Genomic DNA, 25,794 nt, shown 5'->3' on the forward strand with positions numbered 1-25,794 from the left:
ATGGAGTGATTAATAATTTCAGTATGAAATTCGCCATAAAGCTTCGTCATGCCCCTGACGGGTACTTTTCATTACCCATGCGCAATTTTCTGAGAAATCGTCATTAGAGGGAGATCTGGATTGGCCGGTCTTAAAAAGGCTCGCTACTATTGAGCCAAAGCGATTAAACCGCTAGGGTGTATAGGGCACACCGGCTTACGATAAAGCAAACCTAGAATGCGATACCTGATCACCAGCGCACTTCCCTATATCAATGGAATTAAGCACTTGGGCAACCTGGTGGGATCGATGCTGCCCGCCGATGTGTATGCTCGGTTTCTACGTCAAGAAGGCGAAGACGTCCTATATATATGTGCCACCGATGAACATGGCACCCCAGCCGAAATTGCCGCCCTGGAAGCAGAGCTAGACGTAGCCGAATTTTGCACCCGCCAGTACGAAAAGCAAAAAGACATCTACGAACGCTTTGGCCTATCTTTTGACTACTTTGGCCGTACCTCCGCCCCAGAGAATCATGAGCTCACCCAGCACTTCTATCGTCAGCTGGCCGAACACGGCTTTATTGAAGAACGGGAAATCAGCCAGATTTACTCCCTAGACGACGAACGCTTTCTACCCGATCGCTATGTTACCGGTACCTGCCCCCACTGCGGCTATGATAAAGCCCGAGGCGATCAGTGCGAAAACTGCACCAAGGTGCTGACGCCGACTGAACTGATTGACCCCCGCTCCACCATTTCTGGTAGCACTAACCTGGAAGTCCGCAGCTCTAAGCATCTATTTTTGCTGCTGGATAAACTTAGTGACGAAGTGCGTGCCTGGGTCGAAAAGCAAGAACAGTGGCCCACGCTAACTAAATCTATTGCCCTCAAGTGGCTTAATGAAGGTCTACAGAGTCGAGGCATCACCCGCGACCTCAGCTGGGGTGTGCCCGTACCCGCTGACGGCTTTGAAGGCAAAGTCTTTTATGTGTGGTTTGATGCCCCCATCGGCTACGTATCGGCCACAAAAGCCTGGGGTAATGCCACCGGCAACGATTGGGAAAGCTGGTGGAAGGGTGGCGATGATATCCACTACACCCAGTTTATGGCTAAGGACAACCTGCCGTTCCACACCATTATGTGGCCCGCAACTATCCTTGGTAGCCGTGAGCCTTGGAAGCTGGCGGACTATATCAAAGGCTTTAACTGGCTCAATTATTATGGTGGCAAATTTTCCACCAGTTCAAAGCGTGGTGTCTTTTTAGACCAGGCCCTGGAGATTGCCCCGGCTGATTACTGGCGCTATATGCTGATGGCCAGTGCCCCCGAGTCGTCTGATTCTGCGTTTACTTGGGAGCAGTTTCAGAATCGTGTCAATAAAGAACTGGCGGATAACCTGGGCAACTTTGTCAACCGCATTCTCAAGTTCACGGCGTCTCGATTTAGTAAAGAATTGCCTGACGGTGGCACCCCTGGCGAAGCGGAAGCTGAGCTGCAAAAGACCTGTGGTGGGCTGGTGGAAAAACTGCGGGGCCATCTGCGTAAGCAAGAATTCCGCCGTGCTACCGAAACCTTAAATGCCCTATGGACAGCGGGTAATCAATATATTGATGTGCGTGCACCCTGGGCGCTGTTTAAGACCGATAAAGCAGACGCTGCTGTGGTGATTCGCACCTGTATTAATTTGATTCGGCTGTATGCGATCGCAAGTGCCCCCTTCATTCCCCACACCGCCGAGGCCCTGTACGATGCCCTCCAGCTCACCGACGACGAGCGCCATAGCACCATGGCCGATGCGGTGGACCTGACCATTCTGGCCGCTGGCCGTCCATTTGATGTGCCTGCACCCCTGTTTCAAAAGCTCGATGATGATCGCGTAGCTGAGCTTAAGGCCCAATACGGTGGAGAGTAGGGACAAGGCCCCACACCATCCATCCCCGCCTGGGAGAGCAGACCCCTCCGCCTACGGCACCTCCCCTTGGTAATGGGAGGATATCCTTAAAAATTCTTTTCCTTAAAAGACCAGATTAACCATGACAAGCACCCGCTTTTTAACCAAAACCCTAATCGCCCCTGGCTTGCTTTCAGCGACACTGCTCGGCTGCGGCACCATCACCGTTCAACAAAACGAATACGGCGATCCGGTTGCCACGGCTGATGTCCCCTATGTCGCTGTTACCCAAATTGTGGAACACCCGGCCCTTGATGCGGTGCGGGATGGTCTGCAGGACAAACTCAAAGAAGAAGGCTACGACGAAGCTGATAGTTCTCTTAAGTGGGCGTGGGAAAGTGCCCAGGGTCAGGCATCTAATGCAGCCCAGATTGCCCAGAAATTTGTAGGCGATAGTCCCAATGTGATTGTGGCCATTGCCACCCCCTCAGCCCAGGCGGTTGTGGGTAACACCGATACTATTCCCGTGGTCTTTTCAGCCGTAACCGATCCCGTCGCAGCGGAATTGGTGCCCAGTCTAGAAGCATCCGGTGGTACGGTAACTGGCGTCAGCGACTTGTCCCCGGTTGATGAACATTTAGCACTGATTGCCGATATGGTGCCCGGTGCAAAAAGCGTGGGTGTGATTTATAACGCGGGAGAATCCAACTCTGTCAGCCTGGTGAATGTGCTAAACACAGAAGCAGATGAGCAGGGGTTCACGGTTGAAGCAGCAACGGTATCGAGCTCTGCCGATGTGGCGACCGCAGCAGAAAGCCTGGTGGGTAAGGTGGATGCGATTTATATTCCCACTGACAATACGGTGGTGTCGGCGTTGGAATCGGTGATTCAGGTGGGCAATGATAACCAGCTGCCGGTGTTTGCTGGCGATACAGACTCGGTGGAGCGGGGGGCGATCGCAACTGCCAGCTTTGACTACTACGAAGTTGGTCGCCAAACCGGTGATATGGTTGCCCGCATTCTGGGGGGCGAGAGTCCTGGCGATATCCCTGTCGAGCTGGCCAACACCATAGATTTAGCCATAAATCTAGCCGCTGCAGAAGCCATGGGTGTCACCGTCTCTGACGCCATCAAAGACAGCGCCAACCAGGTATTTGAATAACGCATTGTGCCGGGGTACACCATGGTGTACCCCGGCACAATGGCCCTACACGCTCCGTATATCCTTCAAAATTCCCAACAAAAATAGGGCTAATCAACAGTTCAGACCTGGCCTTTTCTGTACCGACAGCAATGGCCATTGATAGATTGCGCTCCAGTGTCTGATGCAGGTAATCACTGGGCTGTACCGGCGGAAATCCTCGCAAACATGAACTCGTCTCAACTAACTTGAGCGCAAAATCAGTTTTTACTTTACGTAGTGTAAAGTCACTGTAGGCCATGGGACTACGATATCCTCCGATAATCTAGTCTATCCTAGGGGCTCAAAATGTTACGCCCCAGCCCATCTACGTTATACCGATTGTCTTTCCATGTCCCTTGTCGCATTCCTTGGAGCTATTGAAACGGGGTTACTCTATGGCTTTCTCAGCCTGGGCGTATACCTCTCCTTTCGGGTGCTTAAGTTTCCAGACCTGACGGTGGACGGTAGTTTTCCTTTGGGAGCTGCCGTAGTGGCCACCCTGATTACCCAGGGAGTAAACCCGTGGGTCGCGACAGCAGTGGCCATGGTGGCTGGGGCTTTGGCTGGTTTATGCACCGCCATTCTGAGCGTACGGTTCAACATCCTTAATCTCCTGGCCAGTATTCTCACCATGATTGCGCTGTATTCCATTAATCTGCGCGTTATGGGGCGACCCAATGTGCCCTTGCTAAACCAGCCCACACTGTTTGATGGGCTGGAAACAGTGCTACCCATCTGGGCAATTTTGCTCATTGGTTTAGGGTTAACCAAATTGGCCATCGACTTTTTCTTGACCTCAGATATTGGCCTGGCAATGCGGGCCACTGGCATGAACCCGATTATGGCCAGTGCCCAGGGCATTTATACCAACCGGCTGATCTTATTGGGAATGGCCATGAGTAATGCGTTAGCGGCCCTGTCCGGTGCCCTGTTTGCCCAGGTGAATGGCTTTGCGGATGTAGCCCTGGGCGTGGGTACGGTCGTGGTCGGCCTGGCCACAGTAATTTTAGGTGAGGCAATTTTTCCTAGCCGTACCGTACGCTGGGCAACGCTGGCGGTTATCTTAGGCTGTCTGATTTATCGCCTGGTGATTGCCATGGCGCTCAATGCAGATTTCCTCGGTTTACGAGCCCAGGACCTTAACCTGGTGACGGCCATCATTGTCGTGTTGGCCCTGGTATTGCCTCAGGCCAATCTGTTAGCCAGGTTTAAGCGCTAGATTTTCTAGTGAGCCACCCCCTTCCCTCTTCTCCCCTGCCCTCTTCCCTCTTCCCTCTTCCCCCTGCCCCATGATTTCCCTGAACGATATCCACGTCACCTTTAACCCTGGTACTCCCCTGGCGAAACCGGCACTGTTGGGGATTAACTTGGATATTGCCGCTGGGGAATTTATTACGGTTATTGGCAGTAATGGAGCGGGGAAATCCACCCTGCTAAATATTATTAGTGGCGACATTAGCTGCGATCGCGGACGCATTGCCGTGGGTACCGACGACGTGACAGCTTGGTCCACAGCGCGTCGAGCCACACTAGTATCACGGGTATTCCAGAATCCCCTGGCTGGCTCCTGTGCTGAGCTAACCATCGAAGAGAATCTAGTATTGGCCTTTCGGCGGGGAAAGCTGCGGGGCATGCGACCGGCGCTAAACAATCGTCTGCGAGACCAGTTTCGGGCGCGGCTGGCGAGTTTAGACCTGGGATTGGAAAATCGACTTTGCGATCGCATCGGCCTCCTTTCTGGCGGCCAACGTCAGGCCCTGAGTTTGGTCATGGCCACCCTGGCCCCAGCCACTATCCTGTTGCTGGATGAACACACCGCCGCCCTCGATCCCAAAACAGCCCACTTCATCATGAAGCTGACCGAGCAACTGGTCACTGAACATAACCTCACCACTCTGATGGTGACCCATAGCATGCGCCAGGCCCTGACCGTAGGCAATCGTCTGCTGATGTTGCACGAAGGCCGCGTTGTCTATGATGCCAGTGCCTCTGAGAAAGCCCACCTATCAGTTAACGACTTGCTAAACCGCTTTGCCAGTGATGGCCTCAGCGACGATAGCCTATTGCTAAGCTAAAGCATTAACAGCTATTGCCTTCACCCACTCACCCATCCCCCCCGCTCACCCATCCACCCATCCACATCTAATAGTGAGCAAACTTACACCACAGAGTACTCATTCCTGAAAAACACCTGATCCCAGGAGACACAAACCGTGGGTATTAACCCTATTCTTGCGGAGGCTCCATATTTCAAGACCAGCTAACCTTGACCTTATCTATATCAATTATTCAAAACTAAAAATTCAAACCTCATTGAAACAGTCGACAGAACGCCCATAAGCTAAAACGCCCTTAACACACATTGCTGACTAATTTCCTGATAGGTTGGCTCAAAATCATCTAACGGATGTCTATAGGGCTGATGCGCTGCCTCAAATTCCATTGAAATTCCTTAGAAAATGATCAATGACTTAATGCCGCTTTTGTCACGATTGATGCAGCCTAGCCCATATAGATCAATTATCTTAGGATTCACCTAAGCAAGACTTGACAGCCAAGAGTCGAAATTACAACAAAGGAATAAAAAAATATTTCTAATAAAAGTTACATTACTTAAATTATGCTAACCTAGGCTTACTACAAAGCAGCATCACTACTTCAGTTGAACAGCACGTATGGTTTTACCCCTAATGTAACAATCTAAGTTGTTATCACTGTAGTCTATGTAGTTTTATCTATATCTGTAAGCGTTTTTATCGCTGCGAAACATCCTGCGGATCGATACGACTGATGTTTCAAAAGTTCTCAGATATTTTCGTTACCCATACGTCTTTGTTTGCGTCGCATTTGTGAATTATGTCTGCCATTGCTCTTATTGAAAGGGCACTTTGATTTCTCTCTGTAGTCCGTGACTTCTCGTATTTATGAAAGCTGCTCAAACATCCAGCGATTTAGTTCGCACATATCTTAAGGAAATTGGGCGAGTGCCACTGTTAACCCATGAGCAAGAAGTTGTTTATGGAAAACAGGTTCAGCGCTTTGTTGCTCTGCAGGCCTACAGGACTGAGCTTGAGGCAAGCTTGGAGCGTGAGCCCAGCAAGTTGGAATGGGCTGAGGCTGCCGGTATATCAGTGGATGAGCTGACTCAGTCCATTGATGCTGGTGACCTTGCGAAGCGCCGTATGGTGGAAGCAAATCTCCGCTTAGTGGTGTCCGTTGCTAAAAAGTATATCAAGCGCAATGTGGACCTACTGGATTTAATTCAGGAAGGCACCATTGGTATGCAGCGCGGTGTGGAAAAATTTGACCCGCTCAAGGGATACCGTTTTTCTACCTATGCCTATTGGTGGATTCGTCAGGCCATTACCCGTGCAATTGCTGAGAAAAGCCGCACAATTCGCTTACCAATTCACATTACTGAGAAGCTAAATAAGATTAAAAAAGCCCAGCGTCAGCTGTCTCAGAAGCTAGGTCGGGCGGCTACGGTGGCTGAGCTAGCTGAAGAAGTTAAGCTGACCCCAAAGCAGGTCAGGGATTATTTAGAAAAGTCTCGTTCTCCGCTATCGCTGGATTTGCGCATTGGCGATAATCAAGATACTAATCTTGGTGATTTGCTTGAAGACCCTGGTCAGTCTCCTGAGGACTATGCGACTCAGTCGTTATTGCGTAAAGATCTAGATCGCCTAATGTCAGAATTAACCCCTCAGCAACAGCGTGTTCTGAATCTGCGCTTTGGCTTGGATGATGGTAAGAATATGACGTTGGCCAAGATTGGTGAGATGTTGAGCATTAGCCGCGAGCGCGTACGTCAAATTGAGCGGGAAGCGCTGACGCGTTTGCGGAAGCGTCAGGCTGATATGCGTGAGTATTTGGCTAGCTAAAGTGGAGACGTTGCACGCAACGTCTGTACATCAAAGATTTATCGGAGGATGCGCCAACAACGCATCCTTTGTTTTTGCTCAGGATGGAGATGAGAATGGGTAAAGTGGCAACGTTGTTTCAAGCGGTAAATATCAAATGGTGAAACTTGTTCCCAATGGTCCTGACATTGCCCCCTTAGGAGTGGGCACCTGGTCCTGGGGAGATTCTTTATTTTGGCAGTATGGCAAAGACTATGGTGCCAGTGATGTGCAGCAAGCATTTGATGCATCCCTGGCCGCAGGAGTGAGCTTCTTTGATACGGCGGAAGTGTATGGCTTGGGTAAGTCAGAGGAGCTGTTGGGCCAGTTTATCCAGGGGACAGCGACTCCCGTGGTCGTAGCAACCAAGTACTTTCCATTGCCCTGGCGGTTTAATACTCAGGCGGTGGCCGATGCGTTGACGGCTAGTTTGAAGCGACTACAACTGCCCATGGTGGCTCTCTATCAAGTCCATTGGCCCTTTGACTTTTTGATGGGTCAAAAAACTCTTATGAATGCTCTGGCGGACGAAGTTAAACAAGGACGCATTCAGTCCATTGGGGTGAGTAATTATTCTGCCAGCCAGATGCATCAGGCCCATAGTTATCTAGCCGAGCGCGGCATTCCTCTGGCCGTGAACCAGGTGCAATATTCTCTTTTGCACCGCAAGATTGAGTCCAATGGTGTGCTTAGTGCGGCCAAGGAACTCGGCATGACAATTTTGGCCTACAGTCCTTTAGCCCAGGGGCTGGTGACTGGCAAGTATACCGTGGAGACCTATCAGCCACCCACTGGAGCACGGCGAATTGACCCACGATTTAATCAGAACGGTTTGCGTAAAATTGAGCCGGTGATTTCTGTTTTGAAGGAAGTGGGTCAGTGCCATGATAAAACCCCTGCCCAGGTTGCTCTTAATTGGCTCATGGGCCAGGGGGATGTGGTGCCAATTCCAGGGGCCAAGAATGCTCAACAGGCAGAACAAAATGCTGGGGCATTGGGGTGGTCGATGATGCCAGAAGAGCAGGAAAAGATTAGGGCGGTGACTACACCCTGGTTGTAGCGTTTTGCGTTACTTACTGCCTGATGGGCAATGTAATCGTAAATGTCGTTCCCTGGCCCGTTTCAGTGTTGTAGGTGATCGTACCGCCATGGGTTTCGGTAATAATTTGATAGCTGATGGAGAGACCCAGACCCGTGCCTTTGCCCACTGGCTTAGTGGTGAAGAAGGGATTGAACAGGTGTTCGATGGCATTTTTGCGGATGCCTGGGCCGTTATCGGTGATTGCGATCGCAACCGCTGGATGCTTCAACTGCCCCAGTAATTGGGTCTGAATCCGAATGATGCTCGGCTCATTTTCCATCTGTTGCCAGGTGCGTGTTTGATCCAGTTCTTCCAGGGCGTCTACCGCATTGCTCAACAGGTTCATAAACACCTGATTGAGCTGCCCGGCATAGCATTCGATCTGCGGCAAATCGTCATACTCTTTTATGACTTGAATTTCGGGCCGCCAGCTCTGCGCCCGCAGGCGGGTTTGCAAAATAGTCAGTGTACTATCGATGCCGTCGTGTAAATCCACTTGCTTAATTTCTGCCTCATCCAGCCGGGAAAATAAGCGCAGAGATTTAATAATTTCGCGGATGCGTTCAGTACCCACTTCCATGGATTGAAATAATTTAGGCAAGTCATCTTTGAGAAAATCCAGTTCGATTTCATCAATGATGTTTACAATCTTAGGGGGGATGTTGGGATAATGCTGCTGATAGCTTTCGATCAGTGTGACTAAAGCTTGAGTATAGCTCTTGGCATGGGTGAGGTTGCCATAGATAAAGCTAACCGGGTTATTAATCTCATGGGCGACGCCAGCCACCATCTGCCCAAGGCTGGACATTTTTTCACTTTGCACCAATTGAGACTGGGTTTTTTGGAGCTGAGTCAGGATCGTCTCTAGTTCCTCGGCACGGGCACGACTTTGGGCCAGTAAATCTGCCTGGTTTAGGGCAATTTTGAGTTGAGCTACCACTGACTTAAGCAGGTCTACCTCGTGATCCTGCCAGGGGCGCACAGCTTGGCTGTGGATACAGGAAATAACGCCAAACTTTCCAGATTCTGCGTACACAGGCAGCACTAACATAGACTTGTTGCCTAAGGTCGTTAAGACCGCTTTCACCTCATCATCGTCTACGGTGGAGACGTCATCTAACTGTAAAATTTCCTGTTGCAACAATCTGTCTGTGAGGGCACCAAAACTGCTGGCAGCATGTTTGCCAATAAAGCTGGACAGTCCCGCTACCTGTACTTCAGACGTAATGTGCCAGTAACCATCATTGTTATGATTAGCCTCGATATACCATGCAAAATGACACCGATCTACCTCAAGAAACCGTTGGATCTCTTGAACTGCTGTGTCCAGAATATTATCAAGATTGAGGGATATACGAATCTGGTTGGCAATCTGGTTCAGTAGCTGTTCTCGTTGGGCCTGTTGTTGAATTTGCTCAGTGGAGGCCAGTAATGCTTGCTCGAACTGCATCCGTTCCATCTCTGCTCCAACTCGGGCCGCAAAAATCTCTAAAATAAATACCTGTAGCTCCACATCTTGTTCCATGGGCTCGGTATTGATGACAGAAATGTATCCCAAGAACTTGCCACCAGGGTTTAAGACTGGAATGCCAACATAACTCTCCGCATTGAGGGTGACGAGGACATTGTCTTCAGGAAATTGTTCTTTAATCGAGTGATCGTGGCAACAGATTGCATGGTTGTGGGCAACGTTATAGCAAGGGGTGCCCGCCAGGTTGTATTGGAAGTTCTCGCCAAAATCTGAACCATTCCAGAAAGCTAAGGTTTTACCAATTTGTTGATCTCCATCCTCAATTAGCTCAGCAATTAAGGCATATTGCATATTGAGGGCTAACGCTAAATGTTTAACGCAGGTTTTGAAGAAGGCTTCACCTGTCTGGGTGGCGGTTCCCTCTACAATCCAACGCAGGGCCTGTTCCTGATGTTGTCGTTCGGCTTCCAGTTTGACTCGCTGACTAATGTCCCGCAGGACACATAGGGCATGGGGTTGTCCTTGATAATTATAGGGAAGGCCTTTAATCTCAAGCCCAATTAAACTTCCATCTCGATGAATATTGGTTGTCTGGCCGCTAAAGGTATGGCCTGCTTGTACGGTGGTCAGGAATTCTTGGTAGATAGGTTGGGAATCTGGATGGATATAGGCTCCAGGGTGTGAGGGGATAGATGCTTGATCGACATAGCCATGCATTTGATAGTAGGCCGGATTAGCCTCTAACATTTCTCCTGTTTCCAAATTGACAATGGCGAGGCCATCGATAACAGTTTCAAAAATTTGACGATATTGAGCTTCTTTCTGACGTATTCGTTCTTCAGCCTGCTTTAAATCGCTGATGTCTCGCATGACTGAAGATAAAAACTCCAGGTTGCCATCCTCATCGCGATGGGCCAGGATAACCTGGGAGACAGGAAAGTCTTGTCCACTCTGACTACGTAGATACGATTCTCCTTGCCACATGCCCGTTTGGATTGCGGTTGGCAGCGCTTCAGTTTCGATCTTTTCCAGGATTTCTGGCGGATGACAGGCCTGAATTTTGACCTGCCCAAGGTCCTCGGCGGCAATTTCTAAGGCTGTTTGGCCAGCCTGATTCAGGTAGAGGTGGTTACCCTGGGCGTCACAAATGCCCACAATATCAGGGGTGGCTTCGAGAATGGATAGTAGCCGCTGTTGTTCTTTTTCGGCTCGCTTGCGATCGCTAACCTCAATGATCAATCCATCCCACAAAATCGAGTCATCTGCCATCTGTTCAGGACGGGCGATGGTTTGTACCCACTTAAGTTTGCCACTGGGAGTCATGATCCGATGCTCGTGGTGAAAACCAGAAAGCGTTAGGGCCGACACCTGAAGTGCCTGTTCTAGGGCATCGCGATCGCAACTGTGCACTAAATCAAAACACCGCACAAAATCGTCCGGTTCCAGCTCATGGATATCACGGCAGCCCTCAGACACATAGGGAAATGACCGGGTGCCATCCGCCTCCAGCCGAAATTGAAAAATCAGCCCCGGTAGGTTGGCCGCCAACTTTTGCAAGCGGGCTTCACTACTTTGGAGCTCCTGGGTGCGTTCATCAACCCGTTGTTCCAATGCTTCATTGAGCTGTTTTAGCTGGTTTTCAGCCTCAATTCGGGCTGTAATTTCCATATAGGTTCCTAAAATGCCAACAACGACACCCTGGGAATCATGCAGTGGAATTTTATTGGTTTCCAGCCAGTATTGATTGCCATCTGCCTGCCGTTGAGGTTCGATAAGGTTCAACTCAGGTGTATTTGACTCCATGACCTGGCGATCGCAGGCTCGAAACCATTCAGCTTCTTCCCGCTTCCAGGGCAGATCAAAATCAGTTTTGCCAACAATCTCGGCGGGAGATGCTAAACCTGCCGCCTTACTAAACTGCTGATTACAACCAAGATAAACAGAATTGTGATCCTTCCAGAAAGCGGCGGCTGGCAGGTTATCCAGGACCCAATATAGCGCCTGTGCCGATGGCTGTGTCTGCAAACTTTGCAGCTCATGGCGCACTTGCTGAAGCTCCTGGGTGGTGTGCTGATGTGCCTGGTGCTCTGCAGCTAGTTGAGCTCGAAGGGTTTGGTTAGCTGCTTCTAGCTCAGCCATTCGTTGCTGATAAGTTTCCAGATCTTTATCCATCAGTGTTTTGAATGGGAGCAGGGCGTTTTGCTTGTTAGCGAATAGGCAAATGTAACACCTGATAAATTTTTCCCTATTGTAAAATTGAGTTTGAACTTCAACTCGTCGTTGTTGCTAATTCTCCGTATGGTTTTATCTTTCTCCGTATGGTTTTATCTTTCAAGTCATAAGTTAGTAACTTATGAGGTTGATCGATTCATACTCTAAGTCATCAACGGCAAACTGCGCTTATTCAGTTTCCGAATCTATAAGCCAGGTATTGAGTTCCTTTTCAATGGGTTGCGTTACCGATCAGCGATGTTGGAGCAATTATTACAATGGCTGTAGATACATTTACAAACAATAAAACTCCAGCAGCTGTTTATGAGGTTTTACATCAGACTCGACGACAACGGGTCAGTGATGGTGCAGACACTGCATTGTTAATAAATGCTACCAAGCAGTTGGTGTTGGTATGGCCCCAGCTGGGCGACTTTGATAGTTTGGAGTATGCCTGGTGGCTGCGGCGCGGCGCTGAGCAGCTGATCCAAAAAGGAGTGGTGGTCCGGGCGGTGGGCATTGGCGATCGCAACTCAGGCAAGGCATTCTGTGCCTACACTGGTTTCCCCGAAGAGTCTCTACTGCTAGACCCAGACGGTACGCTTCACCAAGAGTTAGGCCTTTACCCAGGGCTAACATTATCGGTGCCCGGCTTTAATCAGCGCCAGAATGCTTGGCTGAACCTATTGCTGATGTGCGCTGGGATTGGCAGCCCTGGCACCTTATCGGAAGTATTTCGTGGCTATCTGGGCGATCGCAACGCCCCCCAGCTGATTGCAGACGATGACGTGGTGCAAGCAACACCCCTGCCACCCATCAAAGGAGAGTTTTTTAAACGGGCTGGCGGTAAAGGGTTTCAGCGGCCTTTTGAGTTGGCTACCCTGCGGTTACGAAATATGGCAGAGGTGCTGGGTAAATGGACTACCTATGTGCCGGATGTGAGCCACATTACCCAGCGGGGAGCAACCTACGTAATTGCTGATGGTGGGGTAATTTATCAACATTGCGATCGCAATATCCTCGGCTTTGCCACCAACATGGGCAACCCGCTTTCGTTTCTAGAGGACGTAAATTTTCCGACACCAGTGTAGGTCCCTCTAATCCGTTTGGCCAGAAATTTGATCGATGTGGCCAAACACATGGTTGAGCATTTCTTTGCTGGCCTGGGATAACGGCCCCCGTAACAACGAGCGAATGTTCTCTTCTAAATGTTGGCCATCGCCGGTGCCAAACAGCACAGAATGAACGCCCGGTTCATGGCGACAGAAGCGATACGAGGCATCAGCAAGACTTTCAGCTTCTCCACTTTTCATCAGAAATCCAAGGGGCTCATTGAGATCTATCTTATGGGGGTCAATGAGAGACTTTTCGATCATCTCATCGATTAACGGCTTTAAGGTTGCTGGGCTGGCGAGGACGCGCCGAACTGCAAATATGCTTAGAATGCCGATATTTTTTGCTAATGCTTTCCGTAAAACTCGTTCACGGGCAGATTGATTCAGGATATTAAACCCAAGCATAAAAACATCCCAGCAGTCATCTTCAACCGCACGACTCAGCATTTTATGCTCAGGATCCGAAGCAAACCCCTCCGTGATGCCAATAAATCTTACTTTTCCAGCGTCTTTAAATTTCAATAGGGCTGGTAAAAATTCAGCCTTCACATAGTCATAGTCACTAGGGCGAACCCCATGCAGATGATAGATATCGATGTAATCTGTATTTAACTTTTTAAGACTATTGTTTAACCCCGCTTCAAGTTCATTGGCACGAATCAAGGTTCTTGGCCTAAAACGACCACCGACAGAAATCTTTTTCTGGGTCGATAACACTAAATTAGAGCGCCCTCGATAGGCAATGGCCTCACCTATAATGTGCTCTGTTCCATAGGATTCTGCTGTATCCAATAAGTTAATACCCCAATCTAAAGCCCTATGAACTATGGCAATAGACTCATCCACAGGGCGATTATAGCCTTGACCTAAGCGGCTGTATCCTCCGCCACCTAAACCGGCCACACTCACCTTTAAGTTGGTATTGCCCAGAATGGTATATGCCATGGGCATATCCGGTGACTCACGGGAGATTTCTAAAGGGTCAGGCTTATATCGCTTATCTGCAATTTTAGTCTTAACTTTATCGAGTAGTGCCTGCATAATTAAACAATAATAGATATTTAAAACTACAGGTTTTGGTCACCTCTAAAGAGAATTTTCCGAAAAATCAGTAGAGAATTTAAATAAACAAAATAAAGAACTTACAGAAAGCGTGATTGCTAGCGCCCCGTATCGAAGGACATCCCCAAGGGAGTACGTCCCCAAGGGAGTACGTCCCCAAAGGAGTACGTCCCCAAAGGAGTACGTCCCCAAAGGAGTACGTCCCCAAAGGAGTACGTCTACAAGATGGTCCGTTGTTCATCGGGTTTGATGAATTCAGATTTGGTATCCTATGGCCCATAAAATCTGGAAAATCCCAAATTCAATTCAAAGAATTTTTATTCGTTTGCGTATCTGATTTGATTTAGATTAAGTTCAAGAAAAATATCCTGTTGTCGTTTGGTATAGCCTGCGACTATGGTGAGAGTATAAAATGTTTTGTATACATGCCTTTTATACCCGCTAGCTTGAGTATCAGCACATGCTGATGAGCTCCCGTAAAAGGTAAGGTAGAACATGGCTAACCTCAGGCCTTGTCCTTGCTTCTAGAGCCTTAATCATAGTTTGATAGGTGATGGCATGGTGCAATATACATAAAGGTTTTGCGATATTCCAGGCCGCTGATAAACGTTCAGGTGATTCATATTGTTGCCATTGTTTTAGATATTCATGTCGTAGACGCGTCATGCTTCGCTGTTGCCATAACCTTGTCACGTCGCTGAGTAGAGATATTTGTTTATCCGCAAGAGAGAACTTCAGCAAATCAAAAAAGGGATGGGATATGCAGGCATCTGTCCAATCAAAATACAAATAATGCTCCTGATGGAAGGCGACGTTGTTTAGGTGTAAATCACCATGTACCAATGTTTCAGGGATATTATAGCTAGCTAGTTGCGAGCATAAATCTTTGAGTTTTGGTGCGACGGCATGGAGCTGTTCAATTTCAACCTCAGCCGCTGATAATGCTGATAGGGTCTCTTCGTCGTTGATGAAGGGCTCAATCTGTGTATGCAAAACATGTAGCCTTCGATCTAAACAACCTGCAGCTAGCATGCGATCGCAATGCTGGGTTGCCTGAATTTGAAGATTAGCAAATGAACGATAAATATGTTCCTTTGTTCTAAGAGGAATCCGATGGCCGATGGGCTTACCAAAATCAGTTAGCAACATCCAATGATGTTGTGGATGAATAGCAAGCACAGTGGGTATTTGATCGAGGAATAAACATGCCAGTGTTTGAGTGACAACGGGCTCATCACAAAATAGCGGCACGTTTGGAGAGGCTGCTTTTAGGTATAGAGTCCCTTCTGCAGTTTTAATGCTTAAAACCCATGATATTGACCAGTTTCTGACACATTCTATGGCTGTGATTGATGAATACCCCAAGTCTTCTAGTTGCGCATCAACCCAGTTGCTAGCCTGCTGTAGGCAACCAGGTTTTGCCCAAGGAGGGCGAAGCGTTGGCGTTTGACCTGTTGTAAGCTCAGTCAAACATTGTTCGATCATTGTTTTGTGTTCAGGATGATCAAGCGCAACCCCTGCCAGGCTTGATACATCAAACCAGGTACCGATCTGTATTGTTTCACCAGGTGGATGTTGTTCTAATACATATATGGCTTGAACAGTGTGCTTGTTTTGATCAACTTCATAGCTGGCATAGTATAAGACATTAGTAGAGATGCCAAAATCTTTATTGACTGCATTTTTAACAGATGCCACATCATCAAATGAGAGGCCTTGATTCAGCTTAATGCAGGGTAGGGAATAGTTATCTCTATTTGACTGAAGTAAGACTTTAGAGTCTTTAACATCAATGAGTAGGAGATAAATGTAAGACTTCCAACCTCTAAAGAGCCTCATTATTTCCAGTACCATGATCCACAGGTTTACCTTCACGCTGAGCCATAACAACATCTTTGATGGCTTCTACGATAGCCTCCGGAGCCTCATAGGGAATGTTGTGTGATGATTCTGGGATAGTGCGATGATCTGAGTTAGTGGATAAGGTTGCAATTTCTGTCTGTAGGGTAGGCCATATTTCGGACCATGTTTTCCGGAGTTTAGCCATCCCATCCTCATCAAGTTGATAGGGTAACTCATCTGGAAAATGGCCTGCTGTAAGCACAACCATTGGCATATCTCCAAATGGACCAGTGGATTGTGCCTGAGCAAAAATGCTATCCATGGCTGCAATCTCATCAGCAATGCCTGTCATGCTCTCTGGTAGGTAATCATGAATTGCCTTACCAGCTTCTTTGGGGAGCGCGCTGGGAGCAGGAGGAGACTGTAGACGTAAGATGCCCAGTGTCGAAATAGTTCTGAGCAGCAGTGTTGGAGGATAGGCCATTATTTCCATGAGATCTTCAGGAAACCGTTGATTTTGTTCTGGGTGAGATGAGTCAACAAAAATAAGACCCTCAACTTCATCACTGAAATGGTCGGTAAAGACTCTGATTAGCAGCCCCCCCAGGGAGTGGCCCACCATCACATAGGGGGGAGATTCATGGGCGGCCATCAATAAGTTATGCAGGTCTTCCGCAATATGGTCTGCGTCTCTTGGCTGTTCTCGACGCTCACTCCACATAATTCCAGACTGGTCGTATGCGCACACACGACTCACCTGGCTAATGGCCGGTCGCACGGCTTCCCAAACTAGTGATCCACCTTCGTTAATGCCAGATTCTAAAACGATGGTGGGACTGCCTTCACCCGTACAATAAAGGTGGGATAGTTTTCCGTTGACTGCCACAAGTTCCCCAGGGGGAGAAAACGCTTGAGCGACCGCATGGCGCGACCATTGTTCATAAACAAACCCTGTTATTAGGGTCAGAAAAAGTATTGCAGCGACAACAAGGGTGAGACGTCTTAGCCATTTGATCATAGAAATATTTTGAGCTGAGTTGCCTTGTCTACTTATCTTTTATTCCATCGCTTGGAACAACTATCCTATCTTACAAGTTAGAAAACGTGATGGTGTGGTCTAAGTTTTTAGTATGCAGATGATACCTCAGGGACATTGTCAGGTTTTCTGCCATCGGCTACTAGTTGGTGGTCAGTGCTTTAGTTAGCTGAGTATTGCTTGTTCAGGTTATTGAATGGTCAACGTTGAGTCGGCAACTCTAACAAAATATACCGATTTGCATTCTTTAAATCTTGGTGTGTTAGCAATGGATGTATGGTACGTTCCTTATTAGCAATATGTTGCTCAGCATCAATGGCATCCCGACCATCCCTGATCTTACCCACCCCCAAGAGTTACAGGCGTTTGGTCAACAACTGTTGCTGGTGGGACGGTGGCTGCTCTGGATATTAGCCAGTTTTGGTATCGTACTGGCGGCTTTAAGATTTGCGCACCGGAGCGATCGCACTGGCTGGCTCACTCCAGTCATGTTCGGCTATGATCGCTTGCTGACGGTGGCCCTGCATAGCTTACTTGTGGTGACCATACTCGTCGGGGGCTATTTTCTCTGCGCCACCCTAGCTAATCGGTATCATCATTGGGAACAAGCCAAAATTGAACAGGTTGCCAGTAGTGTCGCTGGGGCCAGGGTAGAACAACGCGCTCCCTACGTGCGCTATATCATTGAAGAACCTTACACCACCATCACTTACATTGATGGGCAACCCACCGAAGTTGAAAGGCTACAGGAGATCGATCGCTTTTTATCGCCCAGTGCCTCTAATGTTGAGGTCACTCTGACTCAGGTCGTAGACCCCGCCACCGAGCGTTTGATTTATCAATCTGATTTTACCAGCCAGTATCAGGTGACCAATACCCTGGATGTTACCCAAGACTTCTTCTTTGAAGTGCCTCCACCAGATGGATACAGTCTATTGCAAGACTACCGGATAGAACGGGAAGGCCAGCGGTTAGAACCTGTAAACCAGGGAGAGTATCAGTTTCCGTTGCAGCTGGCCCCAGGAGAGTCCACCCAGTATACGGTTTCTTATCAGGCCCAGGGGGCACCCCGTTGGGTCTATAGCGCCTACGGGCGACTACTTTCTCAGTTTAGGTTAACGGTACTAGCTGATTTTCCCAATGCTGACTTTGCCAGCGGCATTGTGCCAACAGAGGCGAGTTTAGAAGGCCAGGGTACGAGATTTACCTGGCAGTTTGATGAGAATGTTTCGGTGCGTAATCCGTTTGGGGTATTTACGGCAACGCAGGGCATTCGTCAGACGGGGATATTACCGCGATTGTTATTGTTGGCTCCCGGTCTCTTTTTGTGGTGGTTGCTGCTGCTTTATTTGACGGTGCCGATGCGGTTGCAGGATGTTGCGATCGCAGCCGCCATCTTCTTTGCCTGTCTATTAAGCCTCACCTATGCCAGCCGCCTGTTTGATGCCCGCGTAGCCTGGGGGCTGTTATTGCCCTTCTTCTTGCTCTTCAGCATTGGGCTGGGAACCCAGCAAAGAAAGCGCTGGGGCGTGCTCACCATTACGCTGAGTGGTGCCGTTTTACCTGTTGCGGCTATGTTAGTACCCTATACAGGGTTAACCCTGGGCATCGCTGGTTTAATCTCAGTCGGATGGCTCATCGTTAGATATTTTAGGGAGTCTGAGACATCGCGTAATCGTACATAGTCTGCCGATAAAACTGAGGCATGCCCACGTCAAAATATTGCCCCTTAACTAGATAACCCACCATGCCAGATTCCGCCCGCAATCGCTCCAGGCAAGTGGTTAGCTGAAATTCTCCTTTAGACCGCAGGTTATTCTCTATTTCTGTTTGTAGAGCATCAAAAATTTCTGGCTTGAGCACATACATGCCAAAAACCCCTAAAAAGTCTGACTCTGGCATGCCGGGCACATGGAGATGGGTTTTGGCATAGTCCAGGTCAGGTTTTTCGTAGAGTTGGGTAATGTCTAGAATAGTATCTGGCTCTCGCCAGGTGCCGGTGACACAGCCTGCTTTGTGGATAATGTCTCCAGACATCACTGTTACCCCAACAACGCTGCTATTGGTTTGGGTAAAGGCTGCTAACACCTGTTGTGCGCAGGAGCGTTGCTCTTGGGTTTGATAGATGTGATCTCCCAGCAACAGCAGAAAGGGATCATTATTAACCCAGGTTTTGGCACAGTACACCGCATGGCCAAAGCCCTCTTGCTGGTCTTGAATGAGAAACGTAATGCGGTCACCCAGGCTTTGGAGATATTGGCTATATTTTTGATTTTCTGGAGAAAGTTTGGCCAATAGTTCTGGCTTGGGTGGATTTTGGAAAAATGCTTGGAAAATTTCCAGATCCCCTTTTTGGACAACGATACCAATTTCTTCAATGCCTGCTGCAATAGCCTCTTCTACAATTTTGAGGATAATTGGTTTTGCTCGGCCATCGTGATCAATAATCGGCAACAGTTCCTTTTTGACAACTTTGGTGGCGGGAAACATTCTTGTGCCAAAACCAGCTGCTGGAATAACGGCTTTCTTGATGGTTGACTGGGGAGAAATGGTGGAACTTAGGGCTTGCATTTCTGGAAAATCTCGTTGGATAATTGCGATCGCACCCAGTTGACTCTCTTGGTCTTTGGCCACTAACTGAGCTGTACCATCGCCTTGAGAGCCAACCCCCTTACCACCATAGATAAAGGGTTGCAAGGCTGGATGGGTGAGTAAACAATGGAGCTTGGGAGCCGTTAACTGGTCGGGGCAAGCTGGTGCCACATGGCGATCAAAGTCAGCTTGAACCTGGGTCATTAAAGTGCCTAGACGTTTTGCATCTCCTTGCCTGATAGCGCTAGCCGCTTGCTGAACAAATTTAGCATTGATAGTCCCTAGATATTGCTGAACCTGTTGGTGAATTTGATTTTTAGGATATGGATAACAATTATTTAAATCGCTCAGGATTTTTTGGGTATTTTTAGAGCCACCCAAATCAACCATCACTAAAAACAACATCTTTGGTACAGGCAGTGCTTCCAGGTTTACCCGCTTGCCATCAAAGGTCATCAAGATCGGTTTATTGCCAAAGGCACAAACCTGATCCATACGGCCACATAGGCTTGGTGTGGTTCTTTCGCCCAGGTAGGCCAGTTCCATTTCGTCTTGAATGGTTAGCTGTAGGTTGTACAGCTGATTAAATGCTCGCGCAATCAGCACACAGATGGCAGCACTGGATGACAATCCTTTTTGGATGGGCAAATCGGTCCGATAGTTATTGACTGCCAAGCCCTGGACCCCGTAGCGGCTCAAAATTTGATAAGCGGTACCAGCCATGTAGCTGGCGAATCCTCCTTGTTTGGCTTCTTCTAAAAGTACATCAGGCTGCATAGGTAATCGAATCGGTGCGCATTGACTGCCATCGTTGAGGGTGGCCTGGAAAATTAAATCTTGAGGATGGTGTTTGATGCTGGCGTAAATGCCTTGATTGGTGCCGACAACCAAGGCATAACCTTTTTCAATGTCAGGGTTAATTGTGCGATACGTTCCGGCCCAGTCGCTATGTTCACCAAACAGACAAAGGCGACCCGGTACAAACAAAGAAGTCATAAGGGATTGTGAATTAGCTTAATTGACAATGCTCCGAGTTCCGTGGCTGTTTCCTTTATCCCTATACAGCCTATACCGACGGGCAAATTGGTTATAAAGTGCAGTATTGTGCCCATCATCCCAGGTAGACATCGAGACTCTATCCCTGTCATTTTATAGAGAGTGTTAATTACTTTCTCCTACTTCGAGAACCTGTCCGTTTATGTCATAGTAGCCTTCACCATCTGCTTGCAATAGCCCTTGATATTGCTCAAAAAGCCACTCCCAAAGAGGATCAATTTTTTCAAGGGTTGCTTCCAATCCCCTGCCTTGCCAGAGCACCTGCAGTGCAATGGTGAAATGAGCATTCTGTAGCAAATGCTGGACTCTTTGGCGATCTCTAACCTCTTCGTTATCTATATCCTCAAGTAATTCTTCAAGCTCTTCATCCATTAGCTCTGAGCCACGACGATTAATTGCTAATGCTCCATAGACATCTGTTCCTAATAAGAGTTCTGCATATTCTTGCGTAGGAGCCTGATTAGCAAGACTATAGTTTGGGTCTTTACGCCTGAGGGCAGTTTCGATCATACCAAGGCTGATCTCTTTGTCTTCATTAACGATGTAGCGCATGTAATAGCCCATCGGTCGCTTCCTTAATAGCCAGAGTTTTTATGAAAGGAGATTTTTTATTTATCTATTTTGCACAGCTGATGCATCAACATGTCAACCTAATCTAAAGGTAGAGTTAACTAGATCGTCAATAACAGGCTAACCTTTAGATATTGCGCTGCTCGTACCCACCTTGACAGGGGCCCTTGGCGGTAATGGGAGCCCCGGTTGGGCTACACTCTGGCCTCTGTGACCTGGTGCGATCGCCTGGGATTGGCCAGACGTACTATTTGTTGTAAGAGGAATAGTAATTGTTGTCGTAGAAAACTTTGAAACCATGTCATTTTGGAAGATTATGACAGGGCGAATACCTGCTTGTTCAGAACCTTGAGTAGGATCGAGATTTGCCAGCCAGACTTCTCCACGATTCAACTGCTGGGTCATAATTGGTCTTCCTTAGCCAGCATGTCCGCGTAGTCGTCCATACCTGATTCTGCAAGCACACGGTCTTCCTCTGCAAACTCAGTTGCAAGGGGAGCTAAAAGGACCGGATCAAGGGTTATACGTTGCCGTTTTTCTTGAAATTGAAGAAAGGCAATAAACTCAGCAACTTGCTGAAGCTGCTCGTTAGTGAGCTTTTCAATATCCTGTTTGAGGGATTCACTAGTGGCTAGCAGCATAATATAGGCATCTATCGGTTTTCAGTTGCAAACCTATTATAAATAACCTGTACTAAGTACAACATTAGGAACTGTATGAATCGATTCGAACATCCTCACCAGGTACTAAGGCAGCAGGTAGTAATGCCGTTGCTGCATCTAGATATCTTCCGGTTAGGTTCCAAGAATCTTGAAGGCACATGCCTAGCAGCTCCCAAGTGACGCATAACCGCCCATTTAACCTGCGTTTTTCAGAGCGTAGCGGCGAAAAACGTCAGGTTGAAATGATTGTTAGCTGTTTTTTTTTAAGAAAGACCTAATCTGCATTTTAAATATCTCTTGACTGTATTGGATTTTCTTTTCTTTTTCCTTAAACTTTTTGTCAAACTCTATGACTTTCTTATGGTCAAAAACAAACACATCGCTTTGCTTCGCCTTCCATTCTTTATTTCCAAAGAATCCAGGCTGAAGCTCTAAAACTAGTAAACCTAAAGGATATTCTCCATCCATATTGCTGACCTGATAGTCAATACCATTTTTAAACCCATACTTACAGTAGTTATGAGGATCTCCATAAATAACAATTGCTGGAATATTCCTTTTTTCTACTAGCGATTTTGTCTTTTCAATTAATGCTGTACCTATGCCTTTCCTCTGATAGTCAGGATGAACACAGAAAGGGCCAAATGAAACGATTTGCACCTTCTCTAGGTCATTACTAAAAAGGTACGAATCTGTATACATGATTGAAGCTATTACATTTCCATCGATTTCTGCGACATAATCAAGTTCTTTAATAAAGTCTTTGTGATCGCGCAGTATATGACACAAATAGTGCTCATCACATCCTGGCGTATATAAATTCCAGAACGCTTCTCGTGTCAGTTCTTCGACTTTGAAATAATCATCTTTAGTTTCTAAACGAATATTAATATTCACAGTATTCCTTTTTCAGAGTAAAGCTTGCAGCTAACGTTATGCGGCGGCTTCATACTATATCAACACTAAAATACTTTCCGATTCTCTATCTCCAAACTGTCTGATGGCGGCAAAGTTATCTCTCAAAATCTGAACAATCTTTGACGTTGGGTTGTTATCAAATCAAGTACTTTTTGAAACCCTTGCTGTGCAGGGGGTCTACAATTTCTGATTAAGTCTAATGTCTTTAAACAAAGCCTCATACTCTGTTACTGGATGAAGATGGCCCCGTCCCTTGAAGACTCGCAGCACACTGCTCCTAATGGCCTGATGCTTATACTGAGCAAAGCAAAAGCTCGCAAAAAAGTCATCCGTTCCGTGCCAGATCTCCACCGGGTAGCTTATCTCCTCTAGGCGAAATCCCCAATCTCGATAACATCGGGTCGCATCGTCTGCAGGACCACGACTCCCTTGGGCAAAGCTCTCTTTGACTATGCTGCGGAAAAAGTGCGCATTATTGTCGGAACCAAGAATGAACGCTTTATCGTCGTCACTCATTGACGAGCGTAACAAGCTTGCGAAGCCTTGGTCGCTTAAATGTCGGGCAGCCAGCCCTATGAGCGCAAAGGGAATCTGAAACAAGAATTTGAAGCTTAGCGCGATCCTCAAGAAGAAGCGATCCAGGGGTGCCAGTGAGCTTCGCAGGTCTTCGACTTGAGCCACAGGTGCCCAGCCCGCCACATCGTAGGCAAAAAGCAGCCGATTAGGGATTGCATAGGCACAGGCATTGATGTACGTGCCACCCCCAGACAAGCCGATGAGACCGAATCGTTCGTGCGACCTATAATCAGCAAAGTCGATGACGTCTTTCGGCCAGTCGAGCACATGATAGTTCATTGCGTGAGAGGAGCGACCGCAACCCGGTCTATCGAGGGCGAAAATCTCAAAACCGGATGCGAGTGCCCATGGGTGAATCGGCGCTGCCTCAAATCGGGATCCCGGACACCCGTGAAAGTAATAAATGGGCGTTCCGCCTTCTTTTCCATAGCGGGCGAAAGCTAATATTCGCCCATCAGCAAGCGTGTGGCATTGCGTGTTGATGGCCTGGAAATCGATGTAAGGGAGTTGACGATCAATCATACGCTTCTATGCATGAGAGGGATGATTTCGACGCATAACGTTGCCCATCACCCGCCGCAGATAACTTTTGCATTACATCGACCCATTTTTGGCGGTCGGTGTGCATGGGCAACGTTATGTACGTTGTGCTTGATGTCAACTTTTCCTTTACAGGGGCAAATACAATACTACATCTTTCCATTCTGCCTGTTCGCTACAGTCTACCAGCAGTAGCAGCTCATCAATCGCCTGACGAATAGGCATTCGATCATTAATCACAAACATCCCTGGCATGGGTTCTTTTCGAACTAGACGCTCGTAAGCAAAATCTGGCATCGTCGCACGATCATGGGTGAGTAGGATACGTTCATTATCTGCAGCCCAGGCTAAAATTGCTGGATCGTCTATTTCCCTCAAACCAACATCTTGAACTCGAAGTAAGTCAAGGCTAGGTTGACGAAGTCGTAAGCCTCGAACAATGTCGCCATTAAAGTTTTCATCACTCAATAAACTCAACATATTCGCTATTAGGGGTTCTGTTGAGACAGCAAACGTGAGCGAATGAGACTCAGATCAGGTTGAATTGCAGACAAACGCTGCTGTACGGACTCAGCCAGCTTTGCTCGTCGATTCAAATAGGCTTCGACAGTATCCATATGTCTAAGGTAATAGCCAATCGTGTTATAGACATCAGATAAGGACAATGTATCGTAACGATTGACAATGGATTCCGGGGATGCCCCATCTTGGAACGCCCTGATTACAATTTCCAGCAAGACTCTTGAATTGCCAACTCTAACTGCTCCAGTTTCATCCTCGTGAAGAGGAGGAGCCTCACGCTCTAAAACAAGACTCATCAGTTAAATCCTATTCATCATCTGCATAATGATCGTAACTTAAATTCAAGGTCTTATCACTATTTCAAGGAACTTAAAATAGCCTTAAGGTATAGCATTACTCATCGATTTAAGTATGACTTTTTGCAGTTTGGGTTCTTTTCTTTACCTTGGGTGATTTAAAAGCATCAACATCTTTCTCACCTGAAACTAGAAACTTCAAAAATGATTTCTCTTGAAACTTACAAGTTTGCATAATTCCAAGTAGAGTCAGATATGAATTAGCACCAGTTTCAAAAAAATAGCCTGATATCTTTCTTTGAATAGCGATATGACGAAGAGCCCTTTCCGCTGTATTGTTATGCCATGGGATGGAGTCATATTCAAGAAATGTAAACAAACTCAAAGCTTTTCGGGGACATTGTGAATATGCAACAAATATTTCAGATGTGATAATTGGGATTTCGCTCATGGCAATATCTCAATTTTTCCTGCTGGGGCGACATAACAATTACTTAGAGGGAAACTTTCCACCTATCTATCCTACATGGCGGATTAGGTAGAAATATTTCTGCCTAAGATCCCTATATAGATGATTAGGTGGAAATATGTCAGTCTAATCTGCCAATATGGGTGATTAGGCTGAAAGTTTCAGTATAAACATCCGCCCTAGATGGAAATTGAGCTGTTTAAGATTTATTTATGGTCCAGGCTTGCTATCTAAGTGCCATATCACTGTCTGCGGCTGATTGCTATATTTTACGATTCATAAAACTTGACAGTGCTGTCCATGTTTCTGACATGAAATGATTGGCCCAACGACACATCTCTTGTAGTAAATGTAGTAGTCCTAATCCTTTTTCCGTAAGCTCATATTCAAACCGCTTTGGCCGTAGCTGATAGGGGATTTTGTTCACCAGACCAGTCTCTTCCATCAGCACCAGCCTATCCGTGAGTACATTGGTTGTGATCCGCTCTGGGGAGTCCAGAAACTCTGAAAAACGATTTTTGCCATTCAACATATCGCGGAGAATAATCAGCGTCCAATGTGTAGAGAGAGAAATACGCTTGATTTAAGGGTGATTTCTCGATAAATGTGTCACCCATCTGACGATTAAGACAGATAATGCGGCTAGAATCATACTCACTATCGTTACCTGTCTGGCGATAGGGACTACACCTATGCAGCCCCAACCCGAACAGCCAAAAACGATGTCAGCAAACTGAGCATAAAATGCAGCGGAAAATACCCCCAGAACGATGGCATTTAGCCCAGCACATAGCAACCGAATATAAATGGATTTGCGGCGG

23 protein-coding genes and 1 pseudogene are annotated in these 25,794 nt (G+C 47.4%); 8 read left to right on the forward strand and 16 right to left on the reverse strand.

Going from position 1 to position 25,794, the window contains the following annotated elements:
* The first annotated feature begins 216 nt into the window (after nt 1-216).
* On the forward strand, nt 217-1,893 hold the full coding sequence (gene metG, locus QGP82_RS05065) for a methionine--tRNA ligase (protein ID WP_499057441.1): 1,677 nt from the start codon (nt 217-219) through the stop codon (nt 1,891-1,893).
* Nucleotides 1,894-2,014: 121 nt separating this feature from the next.
* On the forward strand, nt 2,015-3,034 hold the full coding sequence (locus tag QGP82_RS05070) for an ABC transporter substrate-binding protein (protein ID WP_163671440.1): 1,020 nt from the start codon (nt 2,015-2,017) through the stop codon (nt 3,032-3,034).
* Here the strand turns inward: QGP82_RS05070 and QGP82_RS05075 are convergent.
* Entirely contained in the window at nt 3,003-3,314 is a 312-nt protein-coding gene (locus tag QGP82_RS05075) for a hypothetical protein (RefSeq protein ID WP_499057443.1), read from the reverse strand. The two genes, QGP82_RS05070 and QGP82_RS05075, sit on opposite strands and share 32 nt — an antisense overlap.
* 90 nt (nt 3,315-3,404) lie before the next feature.
* On the opposite strand from QGP82_RS05075, the gene QGP82_RS05080 reads away from it, so the two are divergent.
* From QGP82_RS05080 to QGP82_RS05095, 4 genes are all read left to right on the forward strand, one after another.
* Complete coding sequence (locus QGP82_RS05080) at nt 3,405-4,274, forward strand: ABC transporter permease (RefSeq protein ID WP_490794857.1); 870 nt, start codon at nt 3,405-3,407, stop codon at nt 4,272-4,274.
* 70 nt (nt 4,275-4,344) lie between these two features.
* Entirely contained in the window at nt 4,345-5,130 is a 786-nt protein-coding gene (locus QGP82_RS05085) for an ABC transporter ATP-binding protein (protein WP_163671442.1), read from the forward strand.
* Nucleotides 5,131-5,979: 849 nt separating this feature from the next.
* Nucleotides 5,980-6,936 (forward strand): RNA polymerase sigma factor, RpoD/SigA family, encoded by a 957-nt coding sequence (locus QGP82_RS05090; RefSeq protein ID WP_163671443.1) that lies wholly within the window; start codon nt 5,980-5,982, stop codon nt 6,934-6,936.
* A 136-nt stretch (nt 6,937-7,072) separates the two neighbouring features.
* The gene (locus QGP82_RS05095; RefSeq protein WP_163671444.1) at nt 7,073-8,014 is read left to right on the forward strand and encodes an aldo/keto reductase; all 942 of its coding nucleotides are present in this window, start codon (nt 7,073-7,075) and stop codon (nt 8,012-8,014) included.
* Nucleotides 8,015-8,027: 13 nt separating this feature from the next.
* Here the strand turns inward: QGP82_RS05095 and QGP82_RS05100 are convergent, their stop codons facing one another.
* Nucleotides 8,028-11,678 (reverse strand): PAS domain S-box protein, encoded by a 3,651-nt coding sequence (locus QGP82_RS05100; RefSeq protein ID WP_499057445.1) that lies wholly within the window; start codon nt 11,676-11,678, stop codon nt 8,028-8,030.
* A gap of 317 nt (nt 11,679-11,995) precedes the next feature.
* Here QGP82_RS05100 and QGP82_RS05105 point away from each other — a divergent pair, with 317 nt between their 5' ends.
* Nucleotides 11,996-12,808, forward strand: coding sequence for a peroxiredoxin-like family protein (locus tag QGP82_RS05105; RefSeq protein ID WP_499057448.1), 813 nt, complete (start codon nt 11,996-11,998; stop codon nt 12,806-12,808).
* A 6-nt stretch (nt 12,809-12,814) separates the two neighbouring features.
* Here QGP82_RS05105 and QGP82_RS05110 read toward each other — a convergent pair whose 3' ends face one another.
* From QGP82_RS05110 to QGP82_RS05120, 3 genes are all read right to left on the reverse strand, one after another.
* Nucleotides 12,815-13,873 carry an aldo/keto reductase gene (locus tag QGP82_RS05110; protein WP_163671447.1) on the reverse strand — a complete coding sequence of 353 codons (1,059 nt, stop codon included), beginning with the start codon at nt 13,871-13,873 and terminating at the stop codon, nt 12,815-12,817.
* 474 nt (nt 13,874-14,347) lie between these two features.
* Nucleotides 14,348-15,733: an aminoglycoside phosphotransferase family protein gene (locus QGP82_RS05115; RefSeq protein ID WP_499057451.1), complete on the reverse strand. Its 1,386-nt coding sequence runs from the start codon at nt 15,731-15,733 to the stop codon at nt 14,348-14,350.
* Complete coding sequence (locus QGP82_RS05120; RefSeq protein ID WP_499057454.1) at nt 15,720-16,754, reverse strand: alpha/beta fold hydrolase; 1,035 nt, start codon at nt 16,752-16,754, stop codon at nt 15,720-15,722. Before QGP82_RS05120 ends, QGP82_RS05115 begins: the two co-directional genes overlap by 14 nt.
* Nucleotides 16,755-17,071: 317 nt before the next feature.
* On the opposite strand from QGP82_RS05120, the gene QGP82_RS05125 reads away from it, so the two are divergent.
* Complete coding sequence (locus tag QGP82_RS05125; RefSeq protein ID WP_499057455.1) at nt 17,072-18,457, forward strand: hypothetical protein; 1,386 nt, start codon at nt 17,072-17,074, stop codon at nt 18,455-18,457.
* Here the strand turns inward: QGP82_RS05125 and QGP82_RS05130 are convergent.
* The 11 genes and pseudogenes from QGP82_RS05130 to QGP82_RS05180 all read right to left on the reverse strand — a co-directional run bounded on the left by QGP82_RS05130 (nt 18,423) and on the right by QGP82_RS05180 (nt 25,556).
* Nucleotides 18,423-19,343: a sugar phosphate nucleotidyltransferase gene (locus QGP82_RS05130; RefSeq protein WP_499057483.1), complete on the reverse strand. Its 921-nt coding sequence runs from the start codon at nt 19,341-19,343 to the stop codon at nt 18,423-18,425. The two genes, QGP82_RS05125 and QGP82_RS05130, sit on opposite strands and share 35 nt — an antisense overlap.
* A 507-nt stretch (nt 19,344-19,850) precedes the next feature.
* Nucleotides 19,851-20,360: pseudogene (locus tag QGP82_RS05135) on the reverse strand (GHMP family kinase ATP-binding protein); the annotation flags it as partial.
* A 165-nt stretch (nt 20,361-20,525) separates the two neighbouring features.
* A complete protein-coding gene (locus QGP82_RS05140) occupies nt 20,526-20,984 on the reverse strand; it encodes a hypothetical protein (protein ID WP_499057458.1) in 459 nt (152 codons plus the stop codon).
* A gap of 126 nt (nt 20,985-21,110) precedes the next feature.
* Entirely contained in the window at nt 21,111-21,395 is a 285-nt protein-coding gene (locus tag QGP82_RS05145; RefSeq protein ID WP_499057460.1) for a type II toxin-antitoxin system PemK/MazF family toxin, read from the reverse strand.
* Nucleotides 21,392-21,631 (reverse strand): hypothetical protein, encoded by a 240-nt coding sequence (locus QGP82_RS05150; protein WP_250565244.1) that lies wholly within the window; start codon nt 21,629-21,631, stop codon nt 21,392-21,394. The genes QGP82_RS05145 and QGP82_RS05150 overlap by 4 nt, the downstream gene beginning before the upstream one ends.
* Nucleotides 21,632-21,901: 270 nt before the next feature.
* Nucleotides 21,902-22,549 carry a GNAT family N-acetyltransferase gene (locus QGP82_RS05155; protein WP_348918285.1) on the reverse strand — a complete coding sequence of 216 codons (648 nt, stop codon included), beginning with the start codon at nt 22,547-22,549 and terminating at the stop codon, nt 21,902-21,904.
* A 198-nt stretch (nt 22,550-22,747) separates the two neighbouring features.
* Complete coding sequence (locus QGP82_RS05160; protein ID WP_163671454.1) at nt 22,748-23,668, reverse strand: alpha/beta fold hydrolase; 921 nt, start codon at nt 23,666-23,668, stop codon at nt 22,748-22,750.
* A gap of 147 nt (nt 23,669-23,815) precedes the next feature.
* On the reverse strand, nt 23,816-24,166 hold the full coding sequence (locus QGP82_RS05165; RefSeq protein WP_163671455.1) for a DUF5615 family PIN-like protein: 351 nt from the start codon (nt 24,164-24,166) through the stop codon (nt 23,816-23,818).
* 8 nt (nt 24,167-24,174) lie between these two features.
* Nucleotides 24,175-24,504 carry a DUF433 domain-containing protein gene (locus tag QGP82_RS05170; protein WP_163671456.1) on the reverse strand — a complete coding sequence of 110 codons (330 nt, stop codon included), beginning with the start codon at nt 24,502-24,504 and terminating at the stop codon, nt 24,175-24,177.
* Between the two features lie 109 nt (nt 24,505-24,613).
* A complete protein-coding gene (locus QGP82_RS05175; RefSeq protein WP_499057463.1) occupies nt 24,614-24,955 on the reverse strand; it encodes an IS66 family transposase in 342 nt (113 codons plus the stop codon).
* A 280-nt stretch (nt 24,956-25,235) separates the two neighbouring features.
* Entirely contained in the window at nt 25,236-25,556 is a 321-nt protein-coding gene (locus tag QGP82_RS05180; protein ID WP_348918299.1) for a winged helix-turn-helix transcriptional regulator, read from the reverse strand.
* Nucleotides 25,557-25,794: the final 238 nt, after the last annotated feature.

Origin of the sequence: Leptothoe sp. LEGE 181152 (genome assembly GCF_032906605.1) — a bacterium.
Classification (GTDB): Bacteria; Cyanobacteriota; Cyanobacteriia; order Phormidesmidales; family Phormidesmidaceae; genus Leptothoe; species Leptothoe turfae.

Coding starts and splice junctions, on each gene's coding strand:
- metG (WP_499057441.1), top strand. CDS start 217: ATGCGATACCTGATCACCAGCGCACTTCCCTATATCAATGGAATTAAG.
- QGP82_RS05070 (WP_163671440.1), top strand. CDS start 2,015: ATGACAAGCACCCGCTTTTTAACCAAAACCCTAATCGCCCCTGGCTTG.
- QGP82_RS05075 (WP_499057443.1), bottom strand. CDS start 3,314: ATGGCCTACAGTGACTTTACACTACGTAAAGTAAAAACTGATTTTGCG.
- QGP82_RS05080 (WP_490794857.1), top strand. CDS start 3,405: ATGTCCCTTGTCGCATTCCTTGGAGCTATTGAAACGGGGTTACTCTAT.
- QGP82_RS05085 (WP_163671442.1), top strand. CDS start 4,345: ATGATTTCCCTGAACGATATCCACGTCACCTTTAACCCTGGTACTCCC.
- QGP82_RS05090 (WP_163671443.1), top strand. CDS start 5,980: ATGAAAGCTGCTCAAACATCCAGCGATTTAGTTCGCACATATCTTAAG.
- QGP82_RS05095 (WP_163671444.1), top strand. CDS start 7,073: ATGGTGAAACTTGTTCCCAATGGTCCTGACATTGCCCCCTTAGGAGTG.
- QGP82_RS05100 (WP_499057445.1), bottom strand. CDS start 11,678: ATGGATAAAGATCTGGAAACTTATCAGCAACGAATGGCTGAGCTAGAA.
- QGP82_RS05105 (WP_499057448.1), top strand. CDS start 11,996: ATGGCTGTAGATACATTTACAAACAATAAAACTCCAGCAGCTGTTTAT.
- QGP82_RS05110 (WP_163671447.1), bottom strand. CDS start 13,873: ATGCAGGCACTACTCGATAAAGTTAAGACTAAAATTGCAGATAAGCGA.
- QGP82_RS05115 (WP_499057451.1), bottom strand. CDS start 15,733: ATGAGGCTCTTTAGAGGTTGGAAGTCTTACATTTATCTCCTACTCATT.
- QGP82_RS05120 (WP_499057454.1), bottom strand. CDS start 16,754: ATGATCAAATGGCTAAGACGTCTCACCCTTGTTGTCGCTGCAATACTT.
- QGP82_RS05125 (WP_499057455.1), top strand. CDS start 17,072: ATGTTGCTCAGCATCAATGGCATCCCGACCATCCCTGATCTTACCCAC.
- QGP82_RS05130 (WP_499057483.1), bottom strand. CDS start 19,343: ATGCAAGCCCTAAGTTCCACCATTTCTCCCCAGTCAACCATCAAGAAA.
- QGP82_RS05140 (WP_499057458.1), bottom strand. CDS start 20,984: ATGGGCTATTACATGCGCTACATCGTTAATGAAGACAAAGAGATCAGC.
- QGP82_RS05145 (WP_499057460.1), bottom strand. CDS start 21,395: ATGACCCAGCAGTTGAATCGTGGAGAAGTCTGGCTGGCAAATCTCGAT.
- QGP82_RS05150 (WP_250565244.1), bottom strand. CDS start 21,631: ATGCTGCTAGCCACTAGTGAATCCCTCAAACAGGATATTGAAAAGCTC.
- QGP82_RS05160 (WP_163671454.1), bottom strand. CDS start 23,668: ATGATTGATCGTCAACTCCCTTACATCGATTTCCAGGCCATCAACACG.
- QGP82_RS05165 (WP_163671455.1), bottom strand. CDS start 24,166: ATGTTGAGTTTATTGAGTGATGAAAACTTTAATGGCGACATTGTTCGA.
- QGP82_RS05170 (WP_163671456.1), bottom strand. CDS start 24,504: ATGAGTCTTGTTTTAGAGCGTGAGGCTCCTCCTCTTCACGAGGATGAA.
- QGP82_RS05175 (WP_499057463.1), bottom strand. CDS start 24,955: ATGAGCGAAATCCCAATTATCACATCTGAAATATTTGTTGCATATTCA.